We start from the raw sequence: 12129 nt of genomic DNA, 5'->3' as shown, positions 1-12129 counted from the left end.
AGGCGGCCCGTTTTTGCTTACTTCTGGTTGCGTAGCACCTGGAGACAGCGCTTGAGCTGGTCATCCATCGGCGCTTCCACGCGCATCACTTCGCCGGTCCCCGGGTGGGTGAACTTCAGCGCCGCGGCGTGCAAAAACAGACGATTCAGGCCGGTGCCCGTCAGCTGTTTGTCAAACTCGCGATCGCCATAACGATCGTCAAAGGCAATCGGGTGCCCCGCGTGCTGGGTATGCACGCGGATCTGGTGCGTACGTCCGGTTACCGGGCTACAGCGTACCAGCGTGGCGAACGCGTAACGTTCTTCTATTTTGAAGCGAGTTTCCGATGGCTTACCTTCCTGGCTAACGCGTACGATGCGCTCGCCGCTCTGCAGAATGTTTTTCAGCAGCGGCGCCTGTACAGCCTTCACGTGGGACTGCCACTGCCCGCGCACCAGCGCCAGGTAGTCTTTCTGCATCCCTTTCTCGCGCAGCTGTTCATGCAGCGAACGCAGCGCCGAACGCTTCTTCGCTACCAGCAGCACGCCGGAGGTGTCACGGTCAAGACGGTGGACCAGCTCCAGGAAGCGCGCTTCCGGACGCAGCGCGCGCAGCCCTTCAATCACGCCGAAACTTAGGCCGCTACCGCCGTGTACCGCCGTGCCGGAGGGTTTGTTCAGCACGAGGATGTGATCGTCTTCGTACAGGATAACGTCGCTCAGCGCCGCCACTTTTTGCAAATGCGGCGATACGGCGTCTTCTTCACGTTCGGCTACGCGCACCGGCGGAATACGCACCTCATCGCCGGCCTCCAGCTTATACTCAGGCTTGATGCGCTTTTTATTTACCCGCACCTCGCCCTTACGCAAGATGCGATAAATCATGCTCTTCGGCACCCCTTTTAGCTGGGTGCGCAAAAAGTTGTCGATTCGTTGCCCGGCTTCGTCAGCGCTGATGGCAACCATTTTTACAGTCGGAGTCTCAGTTTTCATGGTGCGCGATTCTAAATATCCCGGCTCATTAGCGCCACTCATTTTTCTATGCTTATATTTATCATGCTCCGTTTACCACTGTTGCTTTTCCCCGCGAGCTGTTTGTTATTAGAACAATCTCAGCGGACTGGTGAAGAAACTGTGAGTAACCGGGTGATAAAAGGTGAAAGTCAACTTGCTATAACCGGGTTACCAAGGAATAATGAAACTGTTTTCCGTGGTGAACCTGGAATAACAAGGATATATACACGAAATCATTCAAGCGGCCTCAAAGCGGCAAGCGAGTGACCCTGCTGGAACGTACCTGAGTACGTGACAAAGGTGAACGAGCACAGCCAACGCCGAGGTAGCCTGAAAGATAAAGTGTATGACGGAATGACCAGTTTTGTCTGTTCGATCATCCACGCAGCAATGGCGTAAGACGTATTGATCCCTCAGACAGTTAGCGGGCTGCGAGTTGCAGTCCTTACCGGTACATATACTGTACGAATTTTAGATGGCAGAAAAATAACGCAACGGGAAACAACCGTGCAAATCTCTACCTTCTGAAAGATGACGAGTATAAATGGAATCTTCTCTGGAGAGTTATCCCAGGCTGTTCCCCAAATAATTGCGCTGTGTTTCCGTTTGAAACACAGGCTACCGACACTCTGCGCCTCTTAAGCGAGCGACAACCGTGAGGTTGGCGACGTGAATAGTCACGAGGCCATCGGTTTACCCCGGAAAGGCAACACTCTGCTCGCAGCTTAGTCGTCAATGTAAGAATAATGAGTAAGTTACGATGAAAAGAATGTTAATCAACGCAACTCAGCAGGAAGAGTTGCGTGTCGCCCTCGTTGATGGGCAGCGTCTGTACGATCTGGATATTGAAAGCCCAGGACACGAACAGAAAAAAGCGAACATCTACAAAGGCAAAATTACCCGTATTGAACCGAGTCTCGAAGCCGCATTTGTTGATTACGGCGCCGAGCGTCATGGTTTCCTCCCCCTCAAAGAAATCGCTCGCGAATATTTCCCAGCCAACTACAGCTCTCACGGTCGTCCAAACATCAAAGATGTGCTGCGTGAAGGCCAGGAAGTTATCGTCCAGATCGATAAAGAAGAACGCGGCAACAAAGGCGCTGCGCTGACGACCTTTATCAGCCTGGCGGGCAGCTATCTGGTGCTGATGCCGAACAACCCGCGCGCGGGCGGTATCTCTCGCCGTATCGAAGGCGACGATCGCACCGAACTGAAAGAAGCGCTGGCCAGCCTCGAGCTGCCGGACGGCATGGGCTTAATCGTGCGTACCGCAGGCGTCGGCAAATCTGCCGAAGCGCTGCAGTGGGACTTAAGCTTCCGTCTGAAGCACTGGGAAGCTATCCAGAAAGCCGCTGAAAGCCGCCCTGCGCCTTTCCTGATTCACCAGGAAAGTAACGTGATCGTGCGTGCCTTCCGCGACTACCTGCGCCAGGACATCGGCGAAATCCTCATCGACAACCCGAAAGTCATGGAAATGGCGCGTCAGCACATTTCTGCACTGGGCCGTCCGGATTTCAGCAGCAAAATCAAACTGTACACCGGTGAAATCCCGCTGTTCAGCCACTACCAGATTGAATCGCAGATTGAATCTGCCTTCCAGCGTGAAGTGCGTCTGCCGTCAGGCGGCTCTATCGTTATCGACAGTACAGAAGCGCTGACCGCTATCGACATCAACTCCGCGCGAGCAACCCGCGGCGGCGATATCGAAGAAACCGCGTTCAACACCAACCTCGAAGCGGCCGATGAGATTGCTCGCCAGCTACGTCTGCGTGACCTTGGCGGTCTGATTGTTATCGACTTTATCGATATGACGCCGGTACGCCACCAGCGCGCGGTAGAAAACCGCCTGCGTGAAGCTGTCCGTCAGGACCGCGCGCGTATCCAGATTAGCCACATTTCCCGCTTCGGCCTGCTGGAGATGTCTCGTCAGCGTCTGAGCCCGTCGCTGGGCGAATCCAGCCACCACGTCTGCCCGCGCTGCTCCGGTACCGGCACCGTGCGTGACAACGAATCGCTGTCGCTCTCCATTCTGCGTCTGATTGAAGAAGAAGCGCTGAAAGAGAACACCAAAGAAGTCCACGCTATCGTCCCGGTGCCGATTGCGTCTTACCTGTTGAACGAAAAACGTGCTGCGGTAAGCGCCATTGAATCCCGCCAGGGCGGCGTTCGTTGCATCATCGTGCCGAACGACGAGATGGAAACCCCGCACTATTCTGTGCTGCGCGTGCGTAAAGGCGAAGAAACCACCACGCTGAGCTACCTGCTGCCGAAGCTGCACGAAGAAGCCATGGCGCTGCCGGTTGAAGAAGAGTTTGTTGAGCGTAAGCTGCCAGAGCAACCGGCGCTAGCCACCTTCGTTATGCCAGAAATTCCTGAGCCTACCGCAGAGAAAGCCGCTCCGGCCGCCGCTCAGCCAAAAGCAGCTGCCGCCGCCGCGCCGGCTGCCCCAGGCCTGCTCTCTCGTTTCTTTGCTGCGCTGAAAAACCTGTTTGCCGATAGCCCGGAAAAAGCGGTTGAAGCACAGCCAGAGAAACAGGAAGCGAAACCTGAGCGTCAGCAGGAACGCCGCAAGCCGCGTCAGAACAACCGCCGCGACCGCAATGAGCGTAGCGATCGTCGTAACGAACGCAACGAACGTAATGATCGTAACGAAAACGCCGAAGGCCGCGAACCGCGCGAAAGCCGTGAAGGTCGCGACGATAACCGTCGTAACCGTCGCGAGAAGCCGCAGCAGTCTGAAGCGCGCGAAAACCGCCAGTTGAACGCCGTGGACGACGCGGAAAAATCCCGCACACGTGACGACCAGCAGCCGTCTCGCCGCGAACGTAATCGCCGTCGCAGTGACGAAAAACGTCAGCAGCCGCAGGAAGCGAAACCGCAGGTTCGTGAAGAACAGGCTGCTGCCGCGCCGGAAGCCGCACAAGAAGAACGCGTACAGACTATGCCGCGCCGCAAACCGCGTCATCTGGCACAGAAAGTCCGCATCGAAACCCCAGAGCAGACTGCCGCTCGTGAACTGATTGCTGATGAACCGCAGCAGGAAGCACCGCGTACCGCCCTGGCGAAAGTCGATCTGCCGGCGGTGGTTGATGCCCCGGTACAGAGCGAGCAGGACGACAATACGGAAGGTCGTGATAACAACGGCATGCCGCGTCGTTCCCGCCGTTCTCCGCGTCATCTGCGCGTCAGCGGTCAGCGTCGTCGTCGTTACCGTGACGAGCGTTACCCGACCCAATCGCCGGTGCCGCTGACCGTCGCCTGCGCGTCGCCAGAACTGGCCTCCGGTAAAGTGTGGATTACCTACCCGATCGCTCAGGTGCAAACCGAAGCGGAAGCGCCGGCTGAGCAGGACGTAGCAGAACAGCCAATCGTAGCGCAAGCTGCTGAACAGGCTGTTGTTTCCGAGCCAGCGGTTGTTGAAACCGCCGCTGAAGCGCCTGAAGTAACCGCTCCGGCAGCCGTTGCCGAACCGGTTATCGTGGCGCAAGAAACGGCGCCAGCGCAGGAAGAAACGCCTGCGTCCGTAGAGGAAGAAGCGCCTGCTGCAGTGGAAGAAGAAACCGTTGCACAAGAAGTGGTTGTCGCTGAAGCACCGGCTATCGTTGAAGAAGCGAAAACCGAGGCCGAAACGCCGGTTGTTGAAACCACGCCAGTGGTTGAGGCCGCGCCGGTGATTGACAGTGCGCCTGTCGCAGAAGAACCGGCTGTTGAACAGGCTCCGGTCGAGGAAACTCCGGTGGTTGCCGCGCCAGTCGCTGCTGAACCGGTTGTGACCACTCCAGCACCTGTGGCGAAATCTTCCGATGCCAACCGTGCCTCTGCGCCGATGACCCGAGCGCCGGCACCGGCATACGTGCCAGAAGCACCGCGCCACAGCGACTGGGTTCGTCCGTCCTTTAACTTCGACGGTAAAGGTTCCGCTGGCGGCCACAGTGCGACGCACACGGCTACCGCTGAACCTACCCGCCCGCAGTCGGTTGAATAAACCGCCAGCGTGAAATAAAAAATCGGCCCCAGTGGCCGATTTTTTTTACCTGATGCGATGCGTTTATCCATTCTGCTCGGGCTGCCGCATCCCCGCGATTTGCGGCATGACCTCGCGCATCAGATCGAGAAACTTACGCAGCCGGGTCGGATAATAACGCGCCCATGGATACACCAGATGGACCGGCAGCGGCGTCGTTTGCCACTCGGGTAGCAGCTCAACCAATGTTCCATTAGCGAGCTCCTCTTCCACCGTCCAGCTTGAAACCAGCGCGGCCCCCACGTTAGCCAACGCGGCGTTTTTCGCGACATACAGGCTGTCGGTGCTCAGCCGCGCAGCAATATTCACGCTCTCCGTCTGGCCGAGAACCGGATGATGCAGCACCACCTCATGCTGATAGAAGGTACTGATCGCAATCCACGGGAGCGCAGAGAGCTGTTCAGGTGTCGTCACCTGAGGGTAGCGCGCCAGCACCTGCGGTGAAGCGACGATGCAGCGCGGCACTTCCGCCAGAAGTACCGACACCGTCGCCGGATCCACCTCCGCGCCGACGCGAATCGCGCAGTCGACGTTGTCACTGATGAAGTCCACCGCCCTATCGTGCAGCATCCACTCGACGGAGAGCTGCGGGTAGCGTGCGAGAAAGCCCACCAGAGGCATCAGTAATTGCTGCTGTCCAAAAGCGTGCGGTGCGCGCACGCGTAACGTGCCCACCGGCTGCTCGTCGGTCAACCGTAAAGCATCCTCCAGCGCCAGCCAGCTATCCACCACCTGACGTGCCTGCTGATAGCAGCGCTCACCGTCGTCGGTCAGCTTCATGGCGTGGGTTGAGCGCAGCAGCAGCTTGGCCCCCAGCATCTCCTCAAGCGACTGCAATCGGCGGCTGATAGTGGCCTGAGTGGTCTCAAGCTGCCGTGCAGCGGCAGACAGCGAGCCTGCCTCAACGATACGGATAAACGTGCGCATCAGCTCAACGCGGTCTATACGCTCTGTTCTTTTCATCAACTTATTGCCTATACGCGAAACGTATAACTGTTTTACCACCGCGGCGGCTACCGCACCACCCCGAAGACGCGGAAAATGCCTGCATACACCGTTGAGGATGAAACCATGAACACTGATAATCTTTCTTCCCAGGCCACCGGCCTGCTGATCTTTGTCCTGGCGCTGGGCGCCGGGTTCAGCGTTGCCGCCATCTATTACGCCCAGCCGCTGCTGCCGCTGATGGGTTCAACCCTGAACCTGAGCGTGGAAGGTATGGGGCTCATTCCCACGCTCACTCAGGCTGGCTATGCGCTAGGGATCCTGTTTTTACTGCCGCTGGGCGACCGTTACGACCGTCGCACGCTGATTTTGCTGAAAAGCCTGACGCTGGCGGTTTTATTACTGCTTTATAGCCTGACTCAGCAATTTCCTTCACTGCTGGCGATAAGCTTGCTAATCGGTATGGCCGCCACCATGGCGCAGGACATCGTCCCCGCCGCCGCGATTCTCGCCCCGGCGGGGAAACAGGGGAAAATGGTCGGCACGGTGATGACAGGCCTGCTGCTGGGGATCTTATTGTCGCGTACCGTAAGCGGCGTGGTAGGTGAACTGTTTGGCTGGCGCGTGATGTATCAGGCCGCAGCCGTCAGCATTGCGCTGATTGGCCTGCTGCTGTGGCGGGTACTGCCGCACTTCGCCGCTCACTCCGAACTGCGTTATCCGGCACTCATGGTTTCGATGGTGCATCTGTGGCGCCGCCACCCGACGCTGCGTCGCGCCGCCATGGCTCAGGGCTTTCTCTCCATCGCCTTTAGCGCCTTCTGGTCAACGCTGGCGGTCATGCTGGCCGAGCACTACCACATGGGGAGCGCGGTGGCGGGTGGCTTTGGCATCGCCGGCGCGGCAGGTGCGCTGGCGGCACCGCTGGCAGGCGGTCTGGCCGATAAAGTGGGTGCGGAGAAAGTGACCCAGTTGGGTGCGCTGCTGGTGAGCGTTTCATTTGCGCTGATGTTCTTGCTACCGGTTCTGCCGCCGATGGCGCAGATGGCGCTGATTGCCCTCTCCGCCGTTGGTTTCGACCTGGGTCTGCAATCGAGCCTGGTCGCGCACCAGAATCTGGTGTACAGCCTGGAGCCGCAGGCGCGCGGTCGCCTTAATGCGCTGCTGTTTACCGGCGTATTTATCGGTATGGCGCTGGGTTCAGTCCTGGGGACGCAGGTTTACTCGCTGGCCGGTTGGGAAGGCGTGGTGGTATTAGCCACGCTGGCTGGTCTGGTCGCACTGGCGATTCGCGTCAGCGAAACCTACCGCTTACGTAGCGCTGCGTTGAACGCCCAGTAGGACAATAAAAAAAGCCCGCGACGGGGTAATGACGCGGGCGATAAAAACATACCCAGTTTCAACAGATATGTTTAAAACTACATGTTGTTATTTATTCAGTTGGAACAATGACATGCCCTGCATGTCGGTAAACGCTTTATAGGCCGCCTGTAGGGCCGTTTGCTGCATCGTGTAGTTCGAGATAGTCGAGTTCCAGTCGACGTCCACCAGATTGCTCATCTGCTGCGTCTGCGCCAGCGCGCGGTCATCGCCCAGGGAATCCAGCTTATCCAGTTCATTGAGCTGGGTACCCAGTTCAGCACGCACGGTCAACACGTTATTCAGCGAATTACTCAGGCTGCGGTTGGTTTTATCAATCGCCGCCCGCGCCGTATCCTGTGCAGTTTCATCACCTTCAACCGGCGTTTTCAGCGAGGCAATTGCCGAGTCCAACGCCGTGAAAATGTTAGTATCGGCATCCGGCTTCGCATTGCTGGTCGCATTATCAAAAATAAGATTGCCGGTGTGACCGATGACCATAGTGCGTGAAGAATCGACCTGCTGTTCCACGTTGAGAGTGCCGCCAACGTACTTGCCGGTATCATCAAAAGGCGGCGTATCCGTTTTATAACCGGCAAAGATATAACGCCCGTTACCGTCGGTGCTGTTCGCCAGGTTCAGAAGCTGGTCGCGGATCCCCTGCAGGTCAGTTGCCAGCGAGCTACGGTCATCGTCGCTCAGCGTGCCGTTACCGGCATAGACGATCTTCTCCTGCGCCGACTGAATCGCAGTTGTCACCTGCGACAGCGTGCTTTCTTCAATCGACACACGCTGAGTCGCGAAGGTCCTCGCGGTGGCGTACTGGCTATTCTGCGCCTGCGCCTGCGACAGCACCACCGCCTGCGAGGCGGCAACCGGGTCGTCAGAGGCGCGGTTAACCCGCTTGCCGGTAGACATCTGTTCACCGTACTTCAGCCATGCAGACTGAGAGTCCGTAATGCCTCTCATATTCTGCTGGTACATCATGATGGTACTAACGCGCATGGCTCTCCCCTTCCTTAACGGATATTAATTAATGCGTCGAAGAGCGTGCTTGCCGTCTGCAGCACCTGCGCATTTGCCAGATAATACTGCTGAAAAAGCTGCAGGTTGCCGTACTCTTCATCAAGGTTAACCCCGGAGATAGACTGCTGCTGGTTGCTCAGCTGCGTCACCACATTCGCCTGGGTGGTGCTGCTGCTCTTCAGGGTCGCGGTTTGGGTGCCGATATTACTGACCATCGCGGCATAGGCATCGTTAAAGCTCTTTGAGCCGCCGACCACCTTGCTGTTTTGCAGATCCAGCAGCTTCTGCCCGTTACGATTATCGCTTTCACCCACGCTCTTGCCGGTGGTGGTATCCGCCAGGCCCATCGCGATCTGCGATTCGCTGCTGATAGCCACCTTCATATTCACAATCGCGTTGCTCACCGGTTTAACGGTAAAGCTATCGCCGGTACTGGCTGCACCTTTGGTGTTATCAACGCTGACCGACAGGCCGTCAAACACCAGCGTCGTCGCATCGCTACTGGGATCGAGCGTCACGCTGGTGTTATTGGACAGGCGGGTCACTTCCCAGCCGGCGTCGGTTTTGGTGATACGGTAATCCGTCGCCTGTATGGCAGATGAATCGGTCATCGACGCCGTCAGTTCGGCTTTACCGGCGTTTTTCCCGTTGGCAACGACCGACGGAGTGCCAAAGGAGAAGAAGTCGACGTTAGTGTTGCCATCGGCGTCAATACCGCCACGGTGCACCTGGTTAAAGGCATCGGCAAAGGCCAGCGCCATCTGGTTCAGGCTATTGCGAGTCTGGTCAAGATCCTGCGAACGGAAGGTCAGCATGCCGCCCAGCGAGCCGGTGGTGAGCAGTTTTTCCGGGATTTCCACGTTGCCAGCAACGTTGTCCACATACGCCACGGTGATACGCGATGAATCGGCGCTACTCGGTACCGCGGCCAGCTGGTTTGATTTGCTTCCCGCCACCAGGGTATATCCGTTGGCCATGGTGATGTTGTAGGTGCTGCCGTCCTGTACGTTAACCTCAACCCCAACCAGTTGGTTAAGCTCACTGACCAGCTGATCGCGCTGATCCAGCAGGTCATTTGGCGATGCGCCAGCGCCCACGCCGGTGAGACGGGAAATCTTATCGTTCAGGCTGGCAATCTGTGAGGTGTAGTTGTTGATCTGTTCGACGGTCGACGTGATAGCCAGATTAACCTGCTTATCCTGATCGCGCAGATACTGATCCGCCACTTTAAACTGGTTCACCACTCCCGCGGCTTTGCCGAGCACGGTCTGGCGCGCCGCCGGATCTTCGGCGTTGCTGACCAGCGTTTGCAGGCTGCTGAAGAAGTCCTGCACCGTGGTGGAGATATTGTTGGTGGAGCTGGAGAGCATATTGTCAATTTTCGACACCTGCTCATAGCGCGTGGTCAAGCCGCTGCTCTGATTTTGCGCCGCGCGCAGCTGGTTGGTAATGAAGGCGTTATATTCACGCTGTACGCCAGACACGTAAACGCCATTGCCCACCCAGCCGCCCGCCCCCAGCGTACTGTTGGCAGAAGCCAGCACCGTGGTTTGACGGGTGTAGCCGGTAACGTTGTAGCTCGCGATGTTGTTACTGGTCGTATTCAGTGCCGACTGGGCTGCGCTCAGCCCGCTCATCGCACTGTTAATTAAACTGGACATGAACGCTCCTTCTTAAGGCCATGGTATTACTTATCGGAAAGCAGACGGCAAACTTGAGATCAATCAGAACAGATTTTCGATATCATTTCGGTACGCGTTGCTGACCTTATCGCTCATTGATTTCAGCTGCTGAATCATGCTGGTCAACTTGCGCGCGTACTGCGGATCGGTGGCGTACCCGGCGTTTTGCAGCGCCTGCGCGCCCTGCTCAGCCGTCGCCGCCGACGTCACCGCCGCATAGCGTGGATTTCGGGTCAGCAGGCCGACGTAATCCGACAGCGCCTCCAGATACGAGCTGTAGACGCGGAACTTCGCCTTCACCTTCTTCGCCTCGCCATTCTCAAATTCAGTGGTGGTGATTTCCGTCACCTTGCCCTTCCAGTCGCCGGACGCTTTCACGCCAAACAGGTTAAAGCTGGGTTCGCCGTTTTCTCGACGGATCTGCCGCTGCCCCCAGCCAGACTCCAGCGCGGCCTGCGCCAGAATCAGGTGGTGCGGAATACCGCTCTGCTCGCTCGCCAGCCGCGCGGGCAGCGATAGCTGAGCAAGGAAGTCTTTGCTGTCGCCGGATAACGGTGTATCGCTGTTGTCCGGCGCTTTCGGCAATGCCTTGCGCACCATCTGCGTTAGCGCGGCGTTCTGATAGCTGGTTACCGTCTGCATATCAAACTTCATCGGCACCTGACCGACGCTATCCGCCGGTTCCTGCTGCTGCGCCGACAGCTGTTTGACCATCTCCTCCGCCAGACCAAGGCCTTTACCTGCCGTCATCTGCTGGGCGATTTGTTGGTCATACATACTGGTATAAAGCCGCGTCTGATCGCTGCTGAACAATCCGTCCTTCGGCAACGTTTCGCGCATGCTTTTCAGCATCATCTGCACGAACATGCCCTCCACCTGCCGGGCAACGGGACGCAGGTTAGCCTGCGGATCCTGCCCCGCTTTGGTCTTCAGTTCATTCAGTGACTGCGCATCCCACGCGGCGCTCGCCAGTAATTTGCTGTCGGTCAGCATCAGACTATCTCCACCTTAGCGCGCAGGCAGCCTGCACTTTGCATCGCCTGAATAATTGACATCAACTCCATCGGCGTTGCGCCCAGGGCGTTCAGTGCACGCACCACGTTATTCAGATTGGCGCTGGCGCGAACGCTTTGCAGCGAGCCACCGCTCTGGCGAAGATCAATCTGCGTTTGCGGCGTCACGACCGTACGACCGCCCGCAAACGGCGTATCCGGCTGGTTAACCTGCGCGGAACGGTTGACGGAGACCGAGAGATTCCCTTGCGCCACGGCGCAGGTATCGAGCGTCACTTCGCGGTTCATGACCACCGAGCCGGTACGCGAGTTGATGATGATCTTCGCATCCTGCGGCGGCATGCCCACTTCCAGATTCTGAATATCTGCCAGCAGACGTACCTGCCCACTCCCACCGACCGGCGCGCGCACCTGGACGGTACGGGCATCCAGCGCGGTGGCGTTGCCCAGGCTGCTGCGACGGTTAATGGTGTCGGCGATCTGCTGCGCCATGGTGAAATCATCGTCGTTCAATTGCAGATTGATGGTATTTCCTGCGCCAAACTGGCTTGGCAGTTCGCGCTCAATCGTCGCGCCGCCGGTGATTCGCCCGCCGTTAAGCTGGTTTACCTGCACGCTGCTGCCGCCCGCCGACGCGCCCGCGCCGCCGACCAGAATGTTGCCCTGCGCCAGCGCGTAGATCTGGCTATCGACGCCTTTCAGCGGCGTCATCAGCAACGTCCCACCGCGCAGGCTTTTGGCGTTACCCATCGAAGAAACCACCACATCGATGGTCTGCCCCTGTCGCCCAAAAGCCGGTAGCTGCGCCGTAACCATCACCGCCGCCACGTTTTTCAGCTGCATATTGGTGCCTGCCGGAACGGTAATCCCCAATTGGGAGAGCATGTTGTTCAGGCTCTGGGTGGTGAACGGCGTCTGCGTGGTCTGGTCGCCCGTGCCATCAAGGCCCACGACCAGGCCGTAACCGATCAGCGAGTTTTCCCTGACCCCTTGCACGCTGGTCAGATCGCGGATGCGTTCGGCGTTCGCCAGCCCGGCGATCAGCACCAGCGTCAGGGTTAGCAGTGTTTTAAACATGGTTCACCTCG

8 protein-coding genes are annotated in these 12129 nt (G+C 57.9%); 2 read left to right on the top strand and 6 right to left on the bottom strand.

Going from position 1 to position 12129, the window contains the following annotated elements; genetic code table 11:
* Positions 1 to 17 precede the first annotated feature (17 nt).
* Positions 18 to 971 (bottom strand): 23S rRNA pseudouridine(955/2504/2580) synthase RluC, encoded by a 954-nt coding sequence (gene rluC / locus M989_RS22565; protein WP_167351068.1) that lies wholly within the window; start codon positions 969 to 971, stop codon positions 18 to 20.
* 781 nt (positions 972 to 1752) lie between these two features.
* Between rluC and rne the strand changes: the two genes are divergently transcribed.
* Entirely contained in the window at positions 1753 to 4977 is a 3225-nt protein-coding gene (rne, locus tag M989_RS22560; protein WP_064549115.1) for a ribonuclease E, read from the top strand.
* Between the two features lie 63 nt (positions 4978 to 5040).
* Here the strand turns inward: rne and M989_RS22555 are convergent, their stop codons facing one another.
* The gene (locus M989_RS22555) at positions 5041 to 5979 is read right to left on the bottom strand and encodes a LysR family transcriptional regulator (RefSeq protein WP_064549112.1); all 939 of its coding nucleotides are present in this window, start codon (positions 5977 to 5979) and stop codon (positions 5041 to 5043) included.
* 108 nt (positions 5980 to 6087) lie between these two features.
* On the opposite strand from M989_RS22555, the gene M989_RS22550 reads away from it, so the two are divergent.
* A complete protein-coding gene (locus M989_RS22550) occupies positions 6088 to 7302 on the top strand; it encodes an MFS transporter (protein ID WP_064549125.1) in 1215 nt (404 codons plus the stop codon).
* A gap of 87 nt (positions 7303 to 7389) precedes the next feature.
* Here the strand turns inward: M989_RS22550 and flgL are convergent, their stop codons facing one another.
* The 4 genes from flgL to M989_RS22530 all read right to left on the bottom strand — a co-directional run bounded on the left by flgL (position 7390) and on the right by M989_RS22530 (position 12118).
* Positions 7390 to 8325 carry a flagellar hook-associated protein FlgL gene (gene flgL, locus M989_RS22545; protein ID WP_064549110.1) on the bottom strand — a complete coding sequence of 312 codons (936 nt, stop codon included), beginning with the start codon at positions 8323 to 8325 and terminating at the stop codon, positions 7390 to 7392.
* A gap of 14 nt (positions 8326 to 8339) precedes the next feature.
* A complete protein-coding gene (gene flgK, locus M989_RS22540; protein ID WP_064549108.1) occupies positions 8340 to 10007 on the bottom strand; it encodes a flagellar hook-associated protein FlgK in 1668 nt (555 codons plus the stop codon).
* Between the two features lie 63 nt (positions 10008 to 10070).
* Complete coding sequence (gene flgJ / locus M989_RS22535) at positions 10071 to 11021, bottom strand: flagellar assembly peptidoglycan hydrolase FlgJ (RefSeq protein ID WP_064549106.1); 951 nt, start codon at positions 11019 to 11021, stop codon at positions 10071 to 10073.
* Positions 11021 to 12118 (bottom strand): flagellar basal body P-ring protein FlgI, encoded by a 1098-nt coding sequence (locus M989_RS22530; RefSeq protein WP_064549104.1) that lies wholly within the window; start codon positions 12116 to 12118, stop codon positions 11021 to 11023. Before M989_RS22530 ends, flgJ begins: the two co-directional genes overlap by 1 nt.
* Positions 12119 to 12129: the final 11 nt, after the last annotated feature.

It is taken from the genome of Kluyvera georgiana ATCC 51603 (genome assembly GCF_001654985.1).
GTDB lineage: Bacteria > Pseudomonadota > Gammaproteobacteria > Enterobacterales > Enterobacteriaceae > Kluyvera > Kluyvera georgiana.
Note: the sequence above shows the minus strand (reverse complement) of the source record. Positions and strands in the feature narration are given on the sequence as shown.